Source organism: Okeania sp. SIO2C9 (assembly GCF_010672455.1).
GTDB lineage: Bacteria > Cyanobacteriota > Cyanobacteriia > Cyanobacteriales > Microcoleaceae > Okeania.
Map to the genome: position 1 here is coordinate 785,358 of NZ_JAAHGO010000012.1, position 23,434 is coordinate 808,791.

The window sequence follows — 23,434 nt, forward strand, 5'->3', positions numbered from 1 at the left end:
TGTAGGGGCGAATGGCAGGCTAGCGCAGAGCTGCCGCTAACGCCCTCAGTCAATATAGTTTTTATGCGTAATACCAATTTGAAAAAAGAATGTTATGAATAGTAAGAGCGATAAAAATACTTTACAGGAGCTGTTCCTTTGACAAAGCGGTGCGACCCCGCGACGACGCCAGCTCGCTTGCGGAACGCGCACCAAGAGAAAAAGATAATTTACGGCCTAAAAACTGGTATTGAAGCAATTCCCATACGACTCCTGACTCCTGACTCCTAATAAATAGCCTAACTATTTGTAGCAAACATTTATCAATTTGGTATAAGTCCTGATAGGAATAAGCTAGTGCGGGCATCCTTCCCGCGAGTTAGGGTATCCTCGAAGCAAGGGAGCAAGATGCTCCCACTGTGGGCTAAAACGCTCAAAAAGTTAGTATTTTAGGCGCATAGTTTGGCAGAATAATCACTCTTACAATTCTTACTCCTACTTCCTCGCTCATTCCCATTTCTTCTGTCTCCTGTCTTCCCCTCCCAGGAGGGGAGGGGCGAGGGGTGGGTTGTCTCCTGTATCCTCCCCCTACTAAAAGACTAGTGAAGCGCAAACCCTAATTACGAACCACAACTGCCAAAGTCTGGGCTACAATCTAACTCACAGCTACCACAATCTAATTCTGGAAAATCACAGCTATCACAATTACAGTCTGGCAAAGCAGACTCACAGCTTTCTTCCGCTACATCACCGCAACAATTAATGAACTCAGAACCTTGTTTTTTTTTGGATTTCTTTTCGTGACTAACTGCTTGTAACTTCAAAATCTGATTAGCCTCTTTGCAAGCTTTAAACCTTTGACGCGCAGCTTGAATAGCTGTCAAAAAATCTTGCTCCATAAACATACGCTTTATATATTGAGAACAAGATTCATCATCGTACAATATTCTATGGGCACAAGAAAATCCTTTTCTCGGCGAAATGTACTGTTGATATCCGTCAATCAAAGCAACAGCAATTTTATTCATAACAAAGAAGATATTAATTCAGGCCAATTTATACTACAAAAATTAAACCCTCATTTCCTAATACATATCTCTATTGCCTATTTTTATCTTTTTATTTTGGGTTTAATACTCCGCCGTCTACAGGGTGTTTACAATTGGTTGGGGTTTGAGTCCCTATCCATTTTTCTTCCTTCCTTCTTTCTTCTTCCTTCTTGCTTCTTCCTTCTTCAAAAATTACAGAAGTCCATTTTCAGAAAAAGTATCAAAGTATTAAGGTCTGTTGCAATTTCTTCACATACCCTCAGAGAATCAACCACGACACCCAAGTCCGTGATACCATCCCAACTTGTAAGTATAAAAAAAAGATTGGGAGAAGACCTTTGACTCTAAGAGTTGCTGTAGTTGGTTCTGGCCCAGCAGGTTCATCTGCTGCTGAAACTTTAGTAAAAGCAGGTATTGAAACTTATTTATTTGAACGTAAACTAGATAATGCTAAACCTTGCGGTGGAGCTATTCCTCTGTGCATGGTGAGTGAATTTGACCTACCAGCAGAAATTATCGATCGCCGCGTTAGAAATATGAAAATGATATCTCCCTCTAATGTTGAGGTGGATATCCATATACAAAAACAAGATGAATATATAGGTATGTGTCGTCGGGAAGTTTTAGATGGCTTCCTTAGAGACCGGGCAGCTTCTCTCGGAGCTAACCTGATTAATGGCACGGTTTATAAACTGGATATTCCTTCTAATGATAGAGACCCCTACACTCTTCATTACTCTGACCATTCAGAAGGTAATGTCCAAGGGACAGCTAAGACCTTAAAAGTAGATTTAGTTATTGGAGCTGATGGGGCCAACTCCCGTATAGCTAAGGCCATTGATGCTGGAGATTATAATTACGCGATCGCTTTCCAAGAGCGTATTCGTCTCCCCGAACATCTCATGGCATATTATGAAGACCTAGCAGAGATGTATGTAGGTGATGATGTTTCCCCAGACTTCTATGCTTGGGTATTCCCCAAACATGACCACGTTGCTGTGGGTACTGGCACAATGAAACCTAACCAGGCCAGAATTAAACAGTTACAAGCAGGTATTCGCGCTCGTGCTGCAAAGCGTCTGGAAGGTGGAGAAATTATTAAGGTAGAAGCTCACCCAATTCCTGAACATCCTCGTCCTCGTCGGGTTCGTGGTAGAGTTGCTCTCGTCGGAGATGCTGCTGGTACTGTAACTAAGTCTTCTGGTGAAGGTATTTATTTTGCGGCTAAGTCTGCTCGGATGTGTGCTGAAACTATTGTGGAGACTTCTAATAATGGTGCGACTATTCCTACTGAAGCAGATTTAAAACTTTATCTGAAGCGGTGGGATAAGAAGTATGGCATGACTTATACAGTATTAGATATTTTACAGAGAGTATTCTATCGTTCTGATGCTACTCGCGAAGCTTTTGTAGAAATGTGTGCTGACTTGGATGTGCAGAAGCTAACTTTTGATAGTTATTTGTACAAGACTGTCGTACCTGCTAATCCTTTAACGCAAATGAAGATTACTGCTAAAACTATTGGTAGTCTTCTCCGGGGCAATGCTTTAGCACCCTAGTGCCGCTACGCGGAAGTTAAAAGTCAGTAGGGGCGAATGCCATTCGCCCCTACAAAAGCGAGTGCGTAATTCTGAGGTTTCCTCAGAATGTAAGACAGACTCAAGAGAGTCAATCATTTTTGATTTGTAATTGTTTTAGGATTTTGTAACTGGTCAGTTATTTCCGCCATCCTGCGCTAGATGTGTTAAAGTACAAAGTTAATTAAGTTAATATTAAAATCCTGCGGAATATTGCTGCGGGATTTTAAGGTTTATATGTAGAGTGTTTTGCATAAAAGTTAAATATTCTACTAACAACTAAAAAATATGGGGCTGTGGCTCAGATGGATAGAGCAAGCGCCTCCTGAAGTATCGGGCACCATGTGAGGAAACTCCGTGAGTGAATGTGGTCAAACTCAAGGAAGCCTAAGTCTATTATTTTGTAGATATGGTAATCTTGAGCCAAGCTTTACCTAATTATTGGTAAAGAAGGTGCAGAGACTAGAGTTTTAAGGAGAAATAAAATTCTTTTTAAACTAGGCCACCACCTAAAGCTATTTTAGAGCTATGGTGAAGGGATAGTCCAGAGAGTGGGGAAACTTACACAAATCTGAAGCGCTAGGTCGCGCGTTCGAATCGCGCCAGTCCCGTTAGATAAGCGTTCGGCACTCAGCAGTCAGCAGTCAGGAGAAATGTTTAGAAGGGGATTTTAACCCCTCAGCTTCCGGTATAGAAACCGGGGGTTTTAACCCAAGTAGGGGCGAATGGCCATTCGCCCCTACAAGCTGAATGCTAAAAGCTAATAGCTAGTTAAAAAATTTAATCATTACCGAAAAATTGTGGTTTAAGGCATAGCCTTTGAAGGAGATAATAAAGAAAAATTTTGATGATTAGTCAATCCTCTTAATTTATCAGAAAAAGTAATTCTAAATTCTTAATTCTTGAACGAGGATAATAAAGAAAAATTTTGATGATTAGTCAATCCTCTTATTTGTAAGAAGAAGTAATTCTAAATTCTAAATTCTAAATTCTAAATTCTTGAACTATGACTTCTTTTAGCGATGCTCGGCAATATGCTCCCGCAACTGAGCGCAACCGCTCATTTATTTTGGAAGTGCTACAGCGAGTTTTGCCTCCAACGGGAAATATTCTAGAAATTGCTAGTGGTACGGGAGAACATTCTATTTTCTTTTCTCCCTACCTGAAACCTCGTCAGTGGTTTCCTTCTGACCCCAACCCAATGTTGCGCGATAGTATTGTAGCTTGGCAACAACATAGTCCGTCAGATAATCTGCATTCTCCTCTTGATATTGATGTGCGGGAGTCAGTTTGGGCGGTGGAAAAAGAAGGTATTGAGATTGCTGCTATTGTCAATATTAATATGATTCATATTAGTCCCTGGTCAACTTGTTTGGGATTAATGGCAGGTGCAGGGCGTTTGTTGCCGAAGGATGGGGTGCTATATTTGTATGGTCCATACAAACAAGGTGGGAAACATACTACACCAAGTAACCAGAGTTTTGATGAGTCTTTGCGTTCTCAAGATCCTGAGTGGGGAGTGAGAAATTTAGAGGATGTTATGGCAGTAGCGGAGAAGGAGGAGTTAAGGTTTGTGGAGATGGTAGAAATGCCTGCAAATAATTTGTCTTTGATTTTTCATAAAGACTAATATCATTTTCGGTTAAAGATTTGTATTTGAGTTTGCGTAGGTTGGGTTGAGGAACGAAACCTAACACATATCTATAGGTCTAGATCCAGTTCCAATTCGCCACTATTATCATCATTTTCTATAAAAATTAAGATAAATGTACTTAAGTAAAATTACTTGTCAAAATGTATGTAATTGAAATTTTTAATTAGTAAGATAATAATATATACGGAACAGAATGATGGCATTAGACATCTCCGACAATTCACTTGAACGCCTGTGTTAAATCTTAATTTCTGGAGAGGTCTATCGATACAGAGTGCATTGACTTTGAAACCTTTGAAGATTTGAGAGGTTTACCATGGCAAGTTTAGAGAAAGATATTTCAAGTTGAGAATAAACAATTAATAGACCAAAACTTACACTGGAGGCGATCGCTCAATCGGTTCTAAGTGAAATCGTTAAGCTAAGTTTTAAAAACCGATTACAGTCTTCCTCAAACTCAGTTTATTAATTTTTCTGTGTTGGTGTTTAAGCATAATTAATGTCAATGCTACACCCATAACGTTACCCTTGGACGGGATTAGGATATACCTGTGACTGGGGAGCAAAAGCTGAAAAAAAAGCGAAGTTGGATTGTGAATTTGTCATCTTCTTACCTTCTCAAGACTCATTATCTTCTTCTCTAGAAGTTAAACGAGTTTTCTCCACTGAAGAATATTGCAATTCTAGCCAATAAATGATGAACTATTTGGAGGACTTTAACCATGTCACAACTACCTATTATTCCTTCTGATTTTGAAACCAAAGTGATTCGCCACAGAGGGCCAGGAGGTGCTTGGCAAAGAACCGTAACCTTGCCCATACAAGGAAGATTTGTGGAAGAGAGTCATTATGCTACCAAGCAAGATAATTTTCCAGGCAATGGCAATCCCAACTTTCCCGAATCAGCCACCGAGGGAATTGACGAACATTTGAGACGATCGGCGCAACTTTATCAACAATATGACCAAAATAGTGATGTTGATACCTTGTATCAAACCAACTGGCAAACGGTTTGGACTCCCCCCGAAGGAGGACTTCATGGTCAAGGTTCAGTGGGTAATTTAAAACCAACTGTGGTAGAAGAGATGTGGTTTATGACTATGATGTGGGCGAATGCTAATGAAAAGCCCTCACCAGGCACAAAATTTCTCCTCAGTGCTAATAATCGACACATTGTCGTTGTCGCCGGATATGAAACTGGACCTGGAACTCAAGAATTTCTGGGTGGAGTTACCAGGGAGGTTCATGCTTGGTTAGGAACCGACAACAACTCTCACATAGAAATTTGTTATCTCAAAGATCAAAGGGTTCCCATCGGTCCAGTGGAACTCGCAGAAACTGCTATAGAATCTTATCAAGTCACGGCGGAACGTTTGAATATTCGAGAAGACCCTTCTTTGGATGCAGCTATTCTAGGGACTATAGTGAAGGATAAAATCATTCCCGATGCACCCAAACAATCAGATGGTGAGCGAACTTGGATGAAAGTAACTTTATCTAACCTGAGTGGATGGGTATCTATGCGGTTTCTTCGTCCTGTTCAACAGCAGAAACAACGTTATCGGGTTATAGCCGATTTGTTGAATGTTCGAGATCGTCCTTCTTTGCAAGATTCTACCATTCTCGGTACGTTAAAACGGGATGAAATTGTAGAACTTCGTGATCACAACTCAGAAGCTTACTGGCTGAATATAGCGCAAATTAATGGTGATTTAGCAGGTTATGCTTCTCGAAAATATCTAGACCCCATAGGTGCAGTATTAGAAGCGTTTCCTTGGTTTACCATTGCCTTAGCTGAAGAGGGGGTGCGAGAAAAAGATCCGGGTGAGAATACCAGAATTGTCGAATACCTCAAAAGCACCACTTTAGAAGAGCCTTACGCTTCTAGCGATGAAACCGCTTGGTGCAGTTGTTTTGTCAATTGGTGTGTGGAAAAAGCTGGTTATGCAGGAACCGATAGTGCCTGGGCTAAAAGTTGGCTGCATTGGGGAAAACCCATTGAACAACCTCAACGGGGCTGTATTGTGGTCTTTGATCGCCAAAGTCCTCAAAGTAGTGGTGGTCATGTTGGTTTTTATGCAGGGGAAAATGGGAATGAAGTCATAGTCTTTGGCGGTAACCAATCTGACTCTGTTAATTATTCCCTCTATCCTAAAGATGGATATCGAGGAAATACAAGGTATCGTCTTCTTGGATATCGCCTGGCATCCTGAAATAATGCCCTCAATATTCAAGCATAACCCTATTGATGTGAGGAGATTTCAAAATCACTATCAACTTATTTGGAGCGTTAATATCATGGTAAACACCATTGTACGTGCAGGTAATTTTTCCGCTCGTCTAAAACCCGGGCTAGATAATACGACGATTAAGTATTCTCCTGAATATCAAGCGTCTGAGATTAGCGATCCTAATCTTAAGTTTGAACTAGCTGAACCTCAACGCCTAGAAATTAATTGGTTTGATACTATTGAGTACCATTACAAGTTTGAACTTGAAGAACCCATTAATGATCGATATAACTGGTACGCCTTCCAAGATCACGTTGATATTTATGATGATGAGGGAGACGTAATTATTTCCCCAACCAGAATTCTTGATGTCCCTTACTTTCCTCAAAATGACAACATAATACGTTATCTTCAAACCTGCAATATGACCTGTGCGGCCATGGTTGTAGAATACTTCTATCCTGGTACTAATAGGAATACCCCAGGCCAACTAGAAGATAGTCTGACTGAATATTGTGTCAGGAATTATGGCTATAACTCCATTTATTATCACCATCGTATTGTCGATACCCTAAAACACTGGAACGTTAAGAGTACCTTTAGTACAACCACACGTTTCAGCAAAATTAAGCATCATCTTGATCGGGGAAATCCTGTCATTTATTCTGGCAAGTTTACTAAATCAGGCCATATCATTGTTTTGCGTGGATATGATGAAACAGGATTCTGGGTCAATGATCCCTATGGTGAATGGTATAACTGGGGTTATGACAGGAACACACCAAATAACATGAAAAAAGGAGAAAACCTACATTACTCCTACAATATGATGGGAGCTTTGAGCAACTCTGGAAGACAAGCAGGATGGGCTCATCTTTGTGAAAAAATGTAGTTGGTGAACCAGAAAGTTATATCATGTCCGGTTGAACAGTGATAAATAAATAACTACGGAGTCCTCAGGAGTCAACCCACCCCTCGCCCCTCTCCCTCCCAGGAGGGGAAGTCAGGAGTCAGGAGGAAAGAGGGAAGAAAGAAGAAGAACTGGAGTTGAAGGAGAAAGTTTTTTTATAACTAATTATCCGGACATGATATTATAGCAATTCCCAAGAAGAGTGAGGTACAAAATTCTGGGTTTTAGGGAACAGGGAATAGGGAATAGAAAAGAAATTAAAGATAGGTGTACCTCTGCTGTCTACTGTCTCCTACCCCTACTAAAAGACTAGTGAAGCGCAAACCCTAAATATAGGAAGGAATTCAGCCTCTTAATATTTACTTGATAAATCAGCTCTAATTCTATAATTACTCTAATCTCCCCCACTCCCCCCACTCCCCCATTCCCTATTTTCCGAAGAGGTCTAATGATGATTTTTTACCGGATGTCATTAATAAACCAACTTCTTCGACTGTAGCGGTGGCAGCGTCTAGAATATCCACAAACTTACCTTCATATATAATGGCAATATGATCGCTCATTGCCATGATTTCTTCTAATTCTGTGGAAATATATAAGATAGCTGCCCCTTGTTGTTTTTGAGCAAGTAAAGCTTGTTGTACATATTCGGTGGCACCGATATCTAAACCACGGGTAGGTTGCATAGCAACGATTAATTTTGGTTCCCCAGAAAGCTCCCGCGCTAGGATAATTTTTTGTTGATTTCCTCCAGAAAGTTGATTGACTTTTAACTGTGGATGACTGGTACGAATATCAAATTTTTCTATGGCATTTTTCCCGTGATTATTTATTACTTCGGACTGCAAAAACCATAACGACAAAAAGGCAAAAACCTAAATAATTTCAAAATCAAATTCCGAGCAATACTAAAATTCATAATTAACCCCATTTTCTGGCGGTCTTCGGGAATATATCCCACTTTTAAATTATCTACAAATTCGATCTTTCCTTTCTCCACAAAACGCAAACCGTTAATAGCATCAGCTAATTCTCTTTGACCATTGCCATCGACTCCTGCTACTCCTAAAATTTCACCACTATGTAATTGAAAAGATAAATCATTTACTGCGGATAAACCTCGGTCATTTTTGACTTCTATATTTTTCACTTCTAGAATAATTTTGCCTTTTTCGGCAGGAATTTTATGAGAAATTAAATTGACTTCTCGACCTACCATCATTTCAGCTAATTTATGGGTAGTAGTTGCTGCTGTTTTGATAGTATCTACTACTTTTCCCCGACGTAAAACTGTGACAGTATCACAAACATTTATTACTTCTTCTAGTTTATGACTGATAAAAATAATTTTGTGATTATTTGCTGCTAATTTTCGCAAAATATTCAGTAAGGAATGTACTTCTGCTGGAGTTAAAACTGCTGTAGGTTCATCTAAAATTAAAATTTTTGCTTGACGATAAAGTACCTTGAGAATTTCTACCCGCTGTTGAATACCTATTGGTAAATCTGCTACTTTGCTATTCACTGGTATTTCTAAATTATAGGCTTTTGCCATAGCGTTAATTTCTGCGGATTTTCTGTTGAAATTCAGATGAAATTTTCCACTATTTCCCAAGATAATATTTTCTGTTACTGTTAATGTTGGTACTAACATAAAATGCTGATGAATCATGCCAATACCATAATTTATTGCTACACCAGGCGAGGAAATTTTGATTGGTTTATCTTCTAGATAAATTTGACCATAATCTGGTTGATATAGTCCTGATAATATGTTCATTAATGTGGTTTTTCCTGCACCATTTTCTCCGATAATAGCGTGAATAGAGCCGGCCGCAATGGAAATATTAATATTATAGTTAGCGAAAAAATTTCTGAAACTTTTAGTAATATTTTCTAAATGTAAATATAGCAATATGATTTGAGTTGTGAGATATTGGAAACTTTTAGGCAACAGCTCATCTGGCAACAGGCAACAGAGAAGAAGAAAAAAACGTATCATATGAATGTAATAATTGCTATATTCTATACTTTTAAGGAACACTTGAATTCTCACAACTGATTCCTGATTGCTATATTTCATGAAGTATTAGATAATATTTTTTTTTGATTTTAATGTTGTAATTCAAATCATTATTAGTGCCAGTTATGAATAAAATTTTGTATCTGTATAAGGGTTGCGATCGCTACTTTTTAACTCCCTAATAATAAAGTTTTAGGTAAGCATTCAGCCGTCAGCTATCAGCTATCAGCTATTGTTTTTAGTTGACGATCAAAGCTTTATTAATTATCCTACTAGAAAAATTTGCTCCCTTGCCCTTAAAATCTATATTAATTTAAACACTGTCTTTAAGGAGAGAGTCTTGTTGCTGATAGCTGAAAGCTAATAGCTGAATGCTTACAGTTTTAGAGTATTTAAGCAATTGAAATATCTATTATTTTTACTTCAACAATAGGAAGATTAATTATAAAGATTAATCTTGATTTTTTACAGAATAATTAAGGCTTAAAGCTTCTTGTTTGAAGAAAAAATAAAGAAAATAAATCCTTTTATTTTCAGGAGAGATAATAATCAATAATTAATTATTGAAAGTAATACTTCCTTGAAGAGTTGCTTCAGACATCGACTGATGATGTACCTTAGACAAGGAAATATTTGGCGTTGGTAAATTAGTGTATGATATTAATCTTAAATTACTTAGGAGTCAATCCACCCCTCGCCCCTCCCCCTCCCAGGAGGGGGAGTCAGGAGTCAGGAGGGAATAAACAAGAAGAAACCCCAAATAGAAGGAGAAAGTTTTTTAGTCGCGTAAAGGTCACGGAGTTCTATAGCGCTCTTATCCGGACATGATATCATACCTCAAATTACCAACGCCGGAAATATTTTTCCCACTGTTGTCTTCTGGAGCTATTCCCGACTATAGCAAGATTTTTGATGCTATAAAGACGTTTATCTTTATTCTTTTGGGTTTAATACCCCGCCGTTTACCGAATAATTAAGGTTTAAAGCCTCTCATGAGCAAGGAGAAACAAGAAAAAAATTTCCCTACCACGTCAATCCTCTCCTTGAAAAGAAGAGGTAATTATTAATAATTAATTATTAATTGTTGAAACGGTGTTTACAATTTGTTAGGGTTTGTAGACACGGAGTGGAAGGTCGTTGACTATCCCCATCCACTTTTTCCTCCTTCCTTCTTCCTTCTTAAATGCTATACAGTTTAGTAAAACTTTGAAGAATATTATAACTATAAAAAAATATGAGTAACAGTCTTAACTCTAAGCTTAAATATCCACTACTTTATCACACTCAATTAGTTTATTGAAAGAATATTATTCAAAATACTAACATTATTGTAGGAGATTATACTTACTACATTTTCTTTAAGAATCCAGAAAATTTTAATGGCATTTTCTCTATAATTTTGATTTTGTTTGATATAGATTAATTATTTGTATAGCAAGAAACTAGTTAGTGTTTTACTTCTGCTGATGATGAACCAAATAAAGGAAAATGTTTTTCCCACTTTGAGCTCTCTTGGTGTGCTACCAGGTGTGTCTGTCACCAATGCGGGGTCGCACCGCTATTTATTGCTATAAATAATCTTCTATGTTTTTGAAGAAATATTATTTAAAGATCATGAGAAAAATTCGGTTATTTATTGCTGCTAGTCTGGATGGATATATTGCCAGAATATCGGGAGAAGTTGATTGGTTATTTACTGACCAAGATTACGGATATGATGATTTTTTTGCTGAGGTGGATACTGTATTAATGGGTAGAAAAACTTATGAGAAAGTTCTGGAATGTGGAGAATATCCATATATTGGAAAACAGGGTTTTGTCTTTTCCAAAACTCACCACGGTCAAAGAGATGAAAATGTAGAATTTATTGGAGAAAATTTGCTGGAGTTTGTTAATAATCTCCGTCAATCTAGTGGTAATGATATTTGGCTAGTTGGCGGTGCAGAGATAATTCAATATTCGATCAAGTATGGTTTTCTTGATGAATTAATTTTGGCGATTCATCCAATTATTTTAGGGGATGGTATTCCTTTGATTGTTAAAGATAAAAATCTGAAGACGAAACTAAAGTTTAAGAAAATAAAAAATTACAATTCGGGATTGTTACAGGTATTTTATGATTTGGTATAATAAAAATTTTACAACTGTTTGCTACAAATAGCTAGGCTATTTCTTAGGAGTCAGGTAGGGGAGCCGCCGGATTGGCGAGGTACAGGAATCAGGTAGTGGAGCCGTCAGGTCAGATTGGCGATGTACAAAATGAATAGCTTTGATGCCATTTTTTTAGTCGTAACTTATCTTTTTAGTCTAAGGAGCATCTCCTGTAGATTCTTTGAATCAGCCTTATTATTCATTCTTTTTTAAATTTGCTGTAAGGCATGTCTGAAAACTGCCTTTTGATCGACTTAATTCCATAACTAAAAAAACATAAAAATCATCAAATATAATTTGCGGTATAACTAATATTTTTTTAGAATAAAAGTAAGAATATGCTATCTATTACCAAGAAAGATTTTATCAAATCAGGCTGGCAGGATGTAGTTAATGCTAGTGAAAAAAAAGAGTGTTTTGCCTACATTAAAGGCTTCTGTCAAAAAGCGCAGGAGGCAGAAGAAGCAGAAGATATTAGGGAACAAACTATATTTAAAATATTAGCAAGAGTAACTCTAGTTGATATTCGGCGAACTCACCGACAATTAAACGAGGAGGACTTCGCTAAAATCGACTTGACAGAGGAACATTTAAACTTTCTGGTTGAAATTGCTCCTGAGATATCAGACCCCGAACTTCAGGCAAGAATTGCAAATATTCTGTGGAGCAAACAACGTAACTATTCGATGGCTAAACTTGCAGTTAATGCTTACATAAAATCTGCTATAGAATTAGAATATTTTACTGCCATAAAATTAGGAATACCTACAAAATGGATAGGTTGCTATGACCGAATAGAAAGAGCATTTCAACTAGCAAAAAAAATCAACTATCAAGTTGAAAAAGTAGTTGAACATATAGAAAAAGTTCTCGAACGCTACCAAGGAGAAGACCCTCTTTGGTTATCAGCAAAACTAATGGAACTTTTACAAAAAAATCAACTTGGCTGCCCCAAAAAATATGCTGCTCTAGCTGAAAAAGCTGCCCTTCTCTCAGAATCATCTTATGACTGGGATAGGGCAAGAAATTATTGGGAAATAAAAGCAAAATGGCATCAAATAGAAAAGGATAAAGAAAAGGAGCGTGCGACTTTAATGCTTGCTGCTGACACCTATTTTAAACAGGTTGACAAAGCCATAAAAAACAATCAAATTTTTTATTTAGCAGCATCAAAGAATCTTCAGAAAGCTATTGAAGCCTTTAGAAATATTCCTGGCACAAAGGAAGAGACTGTAGTGGCAAGAGCAAGAGCGGAAAAAGCTCATAAACTTCTACTTCAGTACCAAGAAAAATCTAGGAAGGAATGGATTACTAATTATTCCGATTCAGTTGACTTTACCGAAGCATTAGAGAAAGCTAGGGCAATTGTTAGAGGTGAAAAATTAGAAGATGCTCTTTTTTCCTTAGCTTTATCAACAAATTTTACAGAAGTCTCTCAACTTAAAAAACAAATAGAGCAGATAGTTTATGATTTTCCTGTGTTTCCTCTGATTAAAAAAGAGAAAATAAATCATACGGGTAAAGTTGTAGCTAGACAAAAAGTGGAAGCTACACAATTTGAGGAACTTAAAGCAGCAATGGAATTTGAAATGTATCATACAAGTGCATCCTACCAAAGTATTCAAGCCCAAGTATTAATAGATCCAGCCAGAGAACAAATAAATTTAGAACATTCTGTACAACTTAAAGACTTTTTTCCTATTGTTTCAAATAACCCTTTTGTACCACCAAAGCGAAAATATCTGTTTGCAAAAGGATTATATGCTGGTTTAACTGGAGATTTTTATACATCTACTCACATCCTCATTCCCCAAATTGAAAATGCCATCCGTTATCTACTTTGGAAACAAGGTGCATTACCTTCGAGTTATGAGGATAAAGGAATTCAAAACGAATATAACTTGAACAAAATTCTTTACCTCCCTGAGATGGCTGATATTTTCGACGAAGACACACTTTTTGACCTTAGAGGTTTACTTGTTGAAAATTCAGGCTCTAATTTGAGAAACCGTATGGCTCATGGTTTGCTGGATGATGAAGATTTTTTAAGTCCTCTGATGTCTTACCTATGGTGGGTGACATTGAGACTATGTTGTTTACCAGTCGTTATATATCAACATGAGGAAGGAAGAAGGAAGAAGGAACAAGTAAGAAGGAAGAGAGCAGAAGAACTGGATGGGGTTTCTGACTTCAACCAATTATAGGCAACGCGAGTGACGGTGGGGTTTTATGAGGAAGGAAGAAGGAAGAAGGAACAAGTAAGAAGGAAGAGAGCAGAAGAACTGGATGGGGTTTCTAACTTCAACCAATTATAGGCAACGCGAGTGACGGTGGGGTTTTATGAGGAAGGAAGAAGGAAGAAGGAACAAGTAAGAATTTAGGCTGTGGAAATTTTTTAATAGTGTACTAACTCATATCAAATCCGGTTGAATAGTTATTATAAAGTTGGGAAAGATGGGGAAATTGAAGTAATTATAGAGTTATAAACATACACTGTATAACCGGATTCTATATTATACCCTTGTTCCCTTCGGTCACGAGCAGACGGACATGAGATCAGACTGCACACTGCCCTAAATACAGCTACTGAACCGACACAGCTAAAATGGTGCATTAGATGGGGAGTGTGGGGAGGGTGGGAAGTGTGGGAAGTGTGGGGAGGGTAGGGAGAAAAAGACACCTAGAAACAAAAATAAGAGTGCACAGTTTTAGCTGTGTCAGTCTACTACACTTGTTGAAATAAGTCTTGAGGAGTCACGAAAATGCAAAGTCAGAATATAAATTTCATCCAAAATCTGTTCCAAAGCCGCTTAACTACTCTGGAGCATATCTTAAAGTCAGCTCAAACTCATTTCTGTGATGGCGAACAGTTCCTTCAGAAGCGCATTGTGGCTGATATGTTTCCTTTTGGTACACAAATTGCTTTCACCTGCAATCAACCACGCAACTTTGCTCTGTGGTGTGACAGCAAGTCTGCGAATAATCTAGACCCAGAAGTCACATCTCTAATTCAGGCATACGAACACATAACAAACACCAAGCAACTTCTTTTAGGCATTAACGTTGAAGACGCAAAGCTAGCTGAGATTACACGCGTTGATTTAAGCCAGGGTTTCTATTGAGTTAGGAGTAATGAGTAATGAGTTAGGAGTTAGGAGTAATGAGTAATGAGTAATGAGTAATGAGTTAGGAGTTAGGAGGAGGATTATTGAATGCGATTACTGTATAACCGGATTTTATATAACCCCTCCCAGGAGGGGAAAACCCACATTCCGCACTTCAATTTGTAATATCAAATCCGTTGGCTTCGGAGTAATATAATTCTGTTGATCGTCATACAATGTGTAAGGGCGAATGGCCATTCGCCCCTACAGTTCTTTAATACTGAATAACACCGATGCTACCGGATTTGATATAACATGAAAATTAGTATAAAATCAATCGCTTGTCCCTGTTGCCTGTTGCCTGCTATGTGCAAAAAGTCTATATCTTTTTCATGAGTCAATGTCTAGAGCGCTTTGCAGACAAGCCTTCATTTTTTCAGCTAAGATGCGCACACTGGGTTCTGAGAGAATCTTACTATGAGCGCCATGAATGTTATAAACCTCTAGTCCTTCTTCAGCTATACCTTCCCATCCATTTGTAGGATCGGAAGATGTTATAGTTGTATGTTTAGCTTTAAATAGAGTTATTTTACCCGGATATGAATGTGGTGTATAGCATTGAGGAGATACAGACGGAGAATTTATTTTGTGATGCTTTTTAGTAACATTAGAAGTTGATGACCTCATAGATAGATATAATTTTTTAGGAAATTTGGTAAACAACTTAGTTAACAATTTTTTGACCTTGTCAAATAAGTAAGGCAGTCTCTCTTGAGGTTCAAATAATAGAAAATTACCCCAATGAATATCGATATTTCGTATCACATTTAAAATTAATCTCTGGAAACGAGAAATATTGTTCCAGTTTGGGGGAAGCTTAACATTTGGATGTACAGTATCAAACAAAATTAACTTGGCAACCGTTTCACCCTGTGCATGAAGCTGTTTTGCCATTTCAAAAGCTACATTTCCTCCATTAGATACACCTAATAATATGTAAGGTCCTTGGGGTTGAAAAGCTTGCATTTCTTGAATGTAGTGAGCTGCTAAATCCTTCATAGGAGGTAGAGAAACTTTTTCTTCTTTCCCTTTTTTTGCCGCTAATCCATAATTTAACCCATAAAAGGGTTGTCTTTGACCCAAATAACTTGCCAAAGGTCGGTAAAAACTTAAACCTTCACCGAGAAGATGAATAGCGAATAAGGGTGTTTTATCCCCCAGTGGTTGAATAGGTACTAATGATTGCCAAGATGATGACCATTTCTCTTCAGATAAAATCTTCGCTAGTTTTTCAACTGTTGGAGCTTGAAACAGAGCAGCTAAAGGTAAATCTTTCTGAACAGTTTTTTCAATTTCAGCCAATAGTTTAACTGCCAAGATAGACTGTCCTCCTAAATCGAAGAAATTATTATAGATTCCGATAGGTTGGACTCCCAAAACTTTTTCCCAAATCTGAGTCAGTTGGCGTTCTAATTCGTTGCGAGGAGCAACATAGGTATGTTCTAACGTTTGCTGAATGAGTGCATCCATCCATTTGATGATGGCATCAAATTCACCATCTTCCAAACTCTGTTTAAGTTGTAAACGTTTAATTTTACCCGTTGCTGTTCTCGGAATCGCTGATTTTTCAGTTAAAACTATATAATTGGGATTTATACCCAAGGTTTGAGTTACTTTTCCCCGAATTTCTTTAGCTAATTTGGCTAATTGACTTTCTTCCGTAATTAGTGTATTGAAGAAAATAGCTAACTCATCAGTATCACTTTCTTGTTGTCGAATATTACAGGCAACAGTATAAGAAGGTTCAACCCCTTCAACTGCTTCGACTACTAATTCAATTTCCTGACAGGAATAATTCTTACCATTGATAATGAGGATATCTTTTTCTCGTCCTGTCACCGTGAGGTAATTCTGATTGAGAAATCCTAAATCTCCTGTATTGAACCAACCATCTTCTGTAAAAAGTGTTCTATTCAATGTTGGATTATTGTAATATACACCAGTTCTGTTTACACCCCAAATCTGAATACGACCAACCTCACCCTCATTGAGTAAATTATTCTGATCATCAACAATACGAATTCCACAACCCGGTAAAGGTTTACCAATTTGTACAAATTGTTCGCCACGCTGGTTATAACCCATTGCTATCCACTCACGGTTACTGGCAACAACCCCCGTTTCAGAAAGACCATAACCAACATTCAGGACATCCGCACCCAATCCCAATGGTTGTAACGTCTGTAAAAAAGAACGGCAAGTTTGAGGCACAATTTTTTCTGCCCCTAAACCAATGGTTTCGATTGAAGTCAAATCCCAGTGAGGTTCGGAAATTTGCTGAATTTGCTCCATAATCTGTGTCATGGCAAAGTTTGTTAATACGCTGCCATTCACTTTGTATCGATCGACAATACCTAACCAAAGCAGAGGGTTTCGGAAAAAGCGTTCTGCAGGAAGATAAAGGGTTTGACCTGATTTCGGGTTAACTATACCAAATCCTGAAGCATTATCAAAAGGAACCCAAGTCAAGGAGCAATAAGACGGATCGGATTTTTCATTTCCTGACAAAAATTGGCTAATAACTGTGACAGCATCAAAAGAAATCAGTTTTGGAGTACCTGTTGTACCGGAACTGGTGAGCAATAGAGCTAAATCTTCAGGTTGGTTGGAATGGAAATTCTGACTGGGAGCAAATTCTTGAGATTTTTCGATAGTTAGTAGGTTAGGGGTAGAATCTTTGAGAATATCGTTAATTGTTTCTGTCAGATTCTTGGTGGTCAAAATTACAGGATCATCTAACCCTTGCCAAACCTGTTGCAGTTTAGCATTTTGAGAAGTTGCGTTAGAACTATTGGGAGAAATTGCCGCAGGTACAGCGACAAAACCACCTAAAAAACAACTCCAAACCGCTGCTACAAAATCATGACAATGTTCAAGATGAATGAGAACAAAGTCTCCAGGAGATAAACCTTGTTCTTGTAAGTAACCGAGTAAGGTTGTAGACTGTTGCCAAAGCTCACCATAAGTTCGGGTTAATCCTTGATTTTCCCTCAAATCAATAAGTTTACTTTCAGAAAAGCGGTCGATTTTTTGTTTTAAGGTTTCTGCTAGGGAGGATACGAACTCAACAGTTCCCGTCACTTTTTCCCCGTAGGCGATCGCTGCTGCTTTTTCTTCTATTCCATTCTTAGAGAACCCATCTAAACCTAAACTGGTTTGTAATTGAGTGTCAATTTGTTTAAAATAATCACAACGCTTGATGTGATTTAACGTTGCTTCTTTAACTGTCAAAAATTGAGCAGTTCCTGGTCGTAGATTATAAAGAAAAGACCCATTTCGTTGAAAGTCTAGGTCAGGAACATCTTTAGGAATTTGCAGTTGAGCAATTTCTTGGTTAATTTCAGCAAGTTGTCTTGCTAATTCATTAAAAAGATCCTGACCTACAGGGGTGAATTTGGCATATTTGCGCAATTGCTCAAGTCCGATTTGCAGTTGCAAAGGAATCTTAATAAGTTGACTTTTGGTAAAGTCTAAAAGTTCGCCTGTAGGATTTGCTCGATAAACATTTAACCAGAACTGAGCAACGGGTGTATAAACATATATGGCATGGAAAATCCCTCGTAGGGGACGCAAATCCAAACGCCAAGGCGAATAATACAAATTGTTAGCTTGAGCATCTTCGACTGAATCTAACAAAAGAGGGCTATTTTGTTCAATTAAGAATAAGCGGTTGTGGTGAAACTCGTGAATAAAGTTATCAGCTAATCTATAGGGATTTTCAATCACGCTACAAATTAGAGCGCCAGAAAAATCTGAGCTACTGAGGTTGGTGAAATTTCCTACATCTATTGGTTTGAGAGCTAATACCTGCATAAAATAATGCAATTGCTCGAAAGTCTGAGGATGATATTGCTCAATCAATGCTAATCCGTCTTTAACCAGGGTGACATATTGCCCCTGATACTTCATTCCTGCCTCAACAACTGCTTGACCATCTGGAAAAGCTGGAGAATTAAAACAATAAGGTTGAAATCGTAATTCCCGACTGGAAAGTTGAATGGTTGGGCATTTGCCTACTTTCAAATTCTCATCAGCTAATGTGGTATTTGGGGTTAATTCTAGGGTTTGTTTGTTGTTTGCAACTACAACTTCTAATTTTTCTGAATTAATACCGTAAATTTCTATTGTTCCATTCCCTTCTAGGTAAAGAGATGTACCTGGAATCGCTACTGGTAAATGACAAATTAAAGGGGTTTTAAATTGATAGCTTTGCTGAGACAGAAAACCGTAGGCGATCGCAAAGAGCTTAAATTGATTGAGGTGAAGGATTAGTGCTTGAAGAGGTATTTTTTGTTGAATTGCCTGACAATATTCCTGAGTAACGAGGGGTAAAGGTTTCTTAGTTATGGTTGCTGTAACTAAATCGAATGCTAATAGACACCAATGATTGGCAAAAGGATCGGACCAGATTAAGCTAAACTTTTCTGATGCTTCTGTAGCGATTTTATGATAAACTTCTAAAAATTCTTTAATCTCTGAAGTGTCTTCCTGAGAATCCGCAAATTTAGGGTGACGCATCAGGACTTGTTGTATGGCGATCAGGGTATTAATATTTTGCTGTTGGCGATCATCAAAAAGTTTAGGGTCAGTCCAAAAAAAACTTGATTGATCAAATTTATATTGTTCTTCACTTATTTTTAGGTCTAGCTCTGTGTTGATTGACATTACAGCTCCATAAAATTGATAGAATGACTTTACTTTTACATTTTAATATTATAGGAACGTTGTATACAACGTCCCTATTGGATGATATATAATCCGGCTAAAAAGTTGTCATTGCGACGGTTACTCCGTGGAAGGTTTGCGGAGCATTCCGGAATGGATAGCAATCTCGTCAACCCCTGAGATTGCTTCCTATCGTCGCAATGACTTAATCACTAAAGTTGTCATTGCGACTGGAACGGAGTGGAAGGAAGCAATCTCGTCAACCCCTGAGATTGCTTCCTATCGTCGCAATGACTTAATCACTAAAGTTGTCATTGCGACTGGAACGGAGTGGAAGGAAGCAATCTCGTCAACACCTGAGATTGCTTCCTATCGTCGCAATGACGAGTGTTCAACCGGATTCTATATTAATCACTAATCATCCGGATTTGATCCGAGATTTTAATAAGCGACTTTGTATACAACGTCCCTACTCTTTGAGTGGATTACTTATCCATAGTTATTCATGGTTGAAGCAACTTCATTTGTCAAATTAATTGAGCCATTTTAATCTCGGTCTATTTGGGAGAAGTCTAATCCTAAGAATAGCTACCCATCTCACCACCATAGCTGTAACCAGCCAGGCCACCACCACCGCGAGCAACGAAGCGAACAGCAGAGTTGCTATTTTGTTGTTGCCCTTCCATCTGCGCAATTAAATTACTGACTTGCTCTTTTTGCTCTTGGTTGAGTTGGCTATAGTTAATGCTGTTGATCATTATTTCCTTTGATTTGGGTATTTTTAATGACGACTATAATCTCAGAAAAATACAAAAGCAATAGGAAATGAGAATCTTCACCCAATCTTCATAAAACTAGCTTACTATATCCGAAAATTTACTGATATTCATGGTAGGAATTTAGAGATCAAATTTTAATATGGGACGTTGTATACAACGTCCCTATTGTTTGACTGGGTTACTTATTCATAGGTATTAATGGTTGAACCAGCGACATTTCTTAAATTATAAATTATCGGCCGCCAAACTCACCGCCCATAGAACCGCCAGAACCCGGGTTCACGATAGTCTCACCGCGAGCAACGAAGCGAACAGCAGAGTTGCTATTTTGTTGTTGCCCTTCGATCTGCGCAATTAAATTGCTGACTTGTTGTTTTTGCTCTGGGTTGAGTTGGCTATAGTTAAGACTTTTCATGGTTGTTTCTTTTTATTGGAGTATCTTTAATCACAACGATAATCTTAAAAAAAAATAAAAGCAATAGGAAATTAGAATTTTAATCAAATATTCATCAAAGCTTCATTAAACTAGGCTATATCTTCATCAAATCTTCATCAAACTAGGCTACTTTTCTCGGCGTTGCTGAAGCACGTGTATGATATTAATCCTAATTACTTAGGAGTCAACCCACCCGCGCGCCCCTCCCAGGAGGGGGAGGACTGAGTCAGGAGGAGAGAGAATTACAAAGATGAGTGTAGTTATGACGATTGGAGAATTTTTTTATCTCCAATAAAACGGATTTGATATTACAGCGGTTTTCATTTGGGTAGACCACAGTAGGGACGTTCCATGGAACGTCCCTACAAAGTTTTGCTTGTGAAGATGTGGTTCATCAATTTGAAAAGCGCTGTAGGAGGGAAGAAATAAGAAGGAACAGTAGTAGAAGAGAAAGTTTTTTGCTCGCCCTCTGATCCTGAATGATATCATACCTCAAATCAGCAACGCCTGAAAATCAACTATATTAGCGTGTCTTTATAGAACCCATTTGAGATCTATATAATTATGCTAGTCAAGTCTTTTCGTGCATCAATTTTGACCGAAAATCATCTGAAAGAGTGTTGAATTTTTTTTTATTATTTCTCCCCACATCTTCCCTCTTTCCTCTTACCTCCTGTCTCCTGATCTCCTGTCTCCTGTCTCCTGTCTCCTGACTCCTAGCTAACGCGTATATTTATGAAGATACGCTTAGGGGTTCTATATAAGTTATGATAATTTTTTCATTCAGGCGATCGCTATAAATTTTCAAGCGTTAGCAGAGCTTTGCGTCAGCAATCGCCTGAATTAGTAGGCGCTATATATAGTGTATTTGCGTAAGTCATATCATGTCCGGTAGCATCGGTCTTGTATAGTAAATAGGCAACAGGCAACAGGCAACAGGCAACAGGCAAGAAAAAAACTTAAATTTCCTGCAAATATCCACGCCAACTTTTACACAAACGATACCAACGGACATGATATCATGATAAATTTAGGCGCAAAACCCTCCCTGTTAGCTGTTCGCATCCATTCAGTTTCCTAGAAGATGTGTTACGGTCGCACTCCCCTCTTCAAGAATTTAGAATTAAGAATGCGCGAATTTAGAATTACCTCTCCTTGAAAAGAAGAGGATTGGATTAAAAGGAATTTTTTTCTTCTCTTGGTCGAGGGATGGCGAGGTCTCGGAGCCATATCCAATCGACTCCTGTGAAGAAAAATTTTCATCTCTTTGTCAATCCTCTCCTTGAAAAGGAGAGGTAATTATTCATTATTCATTATTCATTATTAATTGTTGAAACCTACCACCTAAGAACTTGATGAACGCACTACCCGATCGGGCGTGATACTAAGTGCAATTTCTACTCAACTTTTCATCCCTTTAAATCTCTCCTTCGCTGACTCAAACGCTTCCTGCATCACACCTTGAATTTTCTCTGGGTCTGGCTTTTTCCCTCCCATCAAATCTCCGAAATAAACACAAGCACTTTCACCTAACGCCCAAGTATATGCAGCGGCCCAAGAAGCTGCGATCGCGCTACCAAATCCTGGTATAAATTTCACTAACTCTCTCCCCACTGCTTGAGCAACAAAACCGCCACCAATAACACTAACAACTCCTCCTGCTTGAGATGGCGATATTGTTTGCCCATACAAATTTCCTAATAAACCTACCATGGACACTTGCAAAGCTGTTAATACTGGCATTGTGGCAAAAGGTAGAGGTACTGCTGCCGCGGTGGCTGCCATAATAGTAAATGATAAAATATAACGTCGCCCCACGTCTCGATAAATATTGCCCAGTTGTTTGCTTGCTTGTTCGTCTAATAATTGATAAATTGTTTGTGCTTCTGCTTCTGGAAGTAATTCTGCTAAACTATCTCGAAAGGCTTCTAAACCATAAAATACAGGATTATAGTCATCCTCTTCTAGGGTAAAATCGATAAGTGTAGAGCGATCGCTCAATTTCTCAAAATTTTCCTGAATAGCAGTAAAAGCACGGTTAATTTCTTCATATTCTGGAGGGTATTCGGGATGGTTATCAGTAGGGTTTGGATAAAGTTCATGGAGACAAGTTATTGCTAAAAGACAGGGAATATTTGGATATTCTTGTCGCAACTGTTCTGCTATCTGTCGTAATGTATCGGTAGCAAAATCATTGATTTTTACGGTCAAAATCAAGATTCTGGCGCGGTTACTTTCTTGCTGTAACTCTCCGAGGAGTTCGTCAATAATAACTGGTGTTTCCTGTTTGACATCTCCCAACCCCACAGTATCAGTGAAAATCAATAAGGGCAAATCGTCGGAGGGATAAGCATAACGTTGGGTATGTTGGGTATGAGGGCGAAATCCTTGACCGACTATTTCTGGGGAAACTCCTGTTAAAGCACGCACGATGGAACTTTTACCTGCTTGGGGTTTACCTATTAATAGTGCTTCAGTGGTGGGAAGTTCTGCGCGTACTTTTGCCAATATTTCAGCAACTTGAGCTTCATCGACCATAAACCATTGCTTTATTGTTTGTGCTGCCCGATCTACAGGAAAAAATTTAGTTAAACGGTTACTGGTATCATGCCAAATTCCACCAATACGATGTTGCCAAGAGTCTGTTTTTGATTCTGTTTTTACATCTTCAGTCGGTTGAGCGGACTGTTCAGAATTAGGTGTTGGGGAGTTAGTATCAGATTGTTCAGTCATTATAATTATCACTTATTATTAAAGCTCGTAGCAGAGCTTCAACTCTACTACAAAGGACTATTGAGTGTTTGTATCAGTACAAC

At 38.2% G+C, this 23,434-nt stretch carries 14 protein-coding genes; 7 read left to right on the plus strand and 7 right to left on the minus strand.

Features of this window, described 5'->3' with window-relative positions; translation table 11 throughout:
• Positions 1 to 599 precede the first annotated feature (599 nt).
• Entirely contained in the window at positions 600 to 1,007 is a 408-nt protein-coding gene (gene yidD, locus F6K23_RS13640) for a membrane protein insertion efficiency factor YidD (RefSeq protein WP_293155989.1), read from the minus strand.
• 359 nt (positions 1,008 to 1,366) lie between these two features.
• Between yidD and chlP the strand changes: the two genes are divergently transcribed.
• The 4 genes from chlP (at position 1,367) to F6K23_RS13660 (ending at position 7,382) form a co-directional block, all read left to right on the plus strand.
• Complete coding sequence (gene chlP, locus F6K23_RS13645) at positions 1,367 to 2,587, plus strand: geranylgeranyl reductase (protein ID WP_293155992.1); 1,221 nt, start codon at positions 1,367 to 1,369, stop codon at positions 2,585 to 2,587.
• Positions 2,588 to 3,611: 1,024 nt separating this feature from the next.
• Complete coding sequence (locus F6K23_RS13650; protein ID WP_293155995.1) at positions 3,612 to 4,235, plus strand: DUF938 domain-containing protein; 624 nt, start codon at positions 3,612 to 3,614, stop codon at positions 4,233 to 4,235.
• A gap of 746 nt (positions 4,236 to 4,981) precedes the next feature.
• Positions 4,982 to 6,472 (plus strand): TIGR02594 family protein, encoded by a 1,491-nt coding sequence (locus F6K23_RS13655; RefSeq protein ID WP_293155998.1) that lies wholly within the window; start codon positions 4,982 to 4,984, stop codon positions 6,470 to 6,472.
• Between the two features lie 85 nt (positions 6,473 to 6,557).
• The gene (locus F6K23_RS13660) at positions 6,558 to 7,382 is read left to right on the plus strand and encodes a C39 family peptidase (RefSeq protein ID WP_293156001.1); all 825 of its coding nucleotides are present in this window, start codon (positions 6,558 to 6,560) and stop codon (positions 7,380 to 7,382) included.
• Between the two features lie 446 nt (positions 7,383 to 7,828).
• Here F6K23_RS13660 and F6K23_RS13665 read toward each other — a convergent pair whose 3' ends face one another.
• Together F6K23_RS13665 and F6K23_RS13670 are read right to left on the minus strand one after the other, a co-directional pair.
• Complete coding sequence (locus F6K23_RS13665) at positions 7,829 to 8,263, minus strand: hypothetical protein (protein ID WP_293156004.1); 435 nt, start codon at positions 8,261 to 8,263, stop codon at positions 7,829 to 7,831.
• Positions 8,233 to 9,354 carry an ABC transporter ATP-binding protein gene (locus F6K23_RS13670; RefSeq protein ID WP_293156007.1) on the minus strand — a complete coding sequence of 374 codons (1,122 nt, stop codon included), beginning with the start codon at positions 9,352 to 9,354 and terminating at the stop codon, positions 8,233 to 8,235. The genes F6K23_RS13665 and F6K23_RS13670 overlap by 31 nt, the downstream gene beginning before the upstream one ends.
• Positions 9,355 to 11,037: 1,683 nt before the next feature.
• On the opposite strand from F6K23_RS13670, the gene F6K23_RS13675 reads away from it, so the two are divergent.
• The 3 genes from F6K23_RS13675 (at position 11,038) to F6K23_RS13685 (ending at position 14,696) form a co-directional block, all read left to right on the plus strand.
• Positions 11,038 to 11,553, plus strand: a complete 516-nt coding sequence (locus tag F6K23_RS13675; RefSeq protein WP_293156010.1) for a dihydrofolate reductase family protein — start codon at positions 11,038 to 11,040, stop codon at positions 11,551 to 11,553.
• A gap of 359 nt (positions 11,554 to 11,912) precedes the next feature.
• Positions 11,913 to 13,778: a DUF4209 domain-containing protein gene (locus F6K23_RS13680; protein WP_293156013.1), complete on the plus strand. Its 1,866-nt coding sequence runs from the start codon at positions 11,913 to 11,915 to the stop codon at positions 13,776 to 13,778.
• Between the two features lie 558 nt (positions 13,779 to 14,336).
• Entirely contained in the window at positions 14,337 to 14,696 is a 360-nt protein-coding gene (locus F6K23_RS13685; protein ID WP_293156016.1) for a DUF1993 family protein, read from the plus strand.
• Between the two features lie 372 nt (positions 14,697 to 15,068).
• On the opposite strand, the gene F6K23_RS13690 is transcribed toward F6K23_RS13685, so the two are convergent.
• The 4 genes from F6K23_RS13690 to F6K23_RS13705 form a co-directional block, all read right to left on the minus strand.
• Positions 15,069 to 19,403 (minus strand): AMP-binding protein, encoded by a 4,335-nt coding sequence (locus F6K23_RS13690; RefSeq protein ID WP_293156019.1) that lies wholly within the window; start codon positions 19,401 to 19,403, stop codon positions 15,069 to 15,071.
• A 578-nt stretch (positions 19,404 to 19,981) separates the two neighbouring features.
• Complete coding sequence (locus F6K23_RS13695; protein ID WP_293156022.1) at positions 19,982 to 20,161, minus strand: hypothetical protein; 180 nt, start codon at positions 20,159 to 20,161, stop codon at positions 19,982 to 19,984.
• Between the two features lie 253 nt (positions 20,162 to 20,414).
• Positions 20,415 to 20,597, minus strand: coding sequence for a hypothetical protein (locus F6K23_RS13700; RefSeq protein ID WP_293156025.1), 183 nt, complete (start codon positions 20,595 to 20,597; stop codon positions 20,415 to 20,417).
• Between the two features lie 1,422 nt (positions 20,598 to 22,019).
• Positions 22,020 to 23,351, minus strand: coding sequence for a GTPase family protein (locus F6K23_RS13705; RefSeq protein WP_293156028.1), 1,332 nt, complete (start codon positions 23,349 to 23,351; stop codon positions 22,020 to 22,022).
• Positions 23,352 to 23,434 lie beyond the last annotated feature (83 nt).

Excerpts from the sequence above, each read along its gene's own strand:
- F6K23_RS13680 (WP_293156013.1), top strand. The coding sequence starts at position 11,913 with ATGCTATCTATTACCAAGAAAGATTTTATCAAATCAGGCTGGCAGGAT.
- F6K23_RS13700 (WP_293156025.1), bottom strand. The coding sequence starts at position 20,597 with ATGAAAAGTCTTAACTATAGCCAACTCAACCCAGAGCAAAAACAACAA.
- F6K23_RS13655 (WP_293155998.1), top strand. The coding sequence starts at position 4,982 with ATGTCACAACTACCTATTATTCCTTCTGATTTTGAAACCAAAGTGATT.
- yidD (WP_293155989.1), bottom strand. The coding sequence starts at position 1,007 with ATGAATAAAATTGCTGTTGCTTTGATTGACGGATATCAACAGTACATT.
- F6K23_RS13705 (WP_293156028.1), bottom strand. The coding sequence starts at position 23,351 with ATGACTGAACAATCTGATACTAACTCCCCAACACCTAATTCTGAACAG.
- F6K23_RS13675 (WP_293156010.1), top strand. The coding sequence starts at position 11,038 with ATGAGAAAAATTCGGTTATTTATTGCTGCTAGTCTGGATGGATATATT.
- F6K23_RS13695 (WP_293156022.1), bottom strand. The coding sequence starts at position 20,161 with ATGATCAACAGCATTAACTATAGCCAACTCAACCAAGAGCAAAAAGAG.
- F6K23_RS13650 (WP_293155995.1), top strand. The coding sequence starts at position 3,612 with ATGACTTCTTTTAGCGATGCTCGGCAATATGCTCCCGCAACTGAGCGC.
- F6K23_RS13660 (WP_293156001.1), top strand. The coding sequence starts at position 6,558 with ATGGTAAACACCATTGTACGTGCAGGTAATTTTTCCGCTCGTCTAAAA.
- F6K23_RS13685 (WP_293156016.1), top strand. The coding sequence starts at position 14,337 with ATGCAAAGTCAGAATATAAATTTCATCCAAAATCTGTTCCAAAGCCGC.
- F6K23_RS13690 (WP_293156019.1), bottom strand. The coding sequence starts at position 19,403 with ATGTCAATCAACACAGAGCTAGACCTAAAAATAAGTGAAGAACAATAT.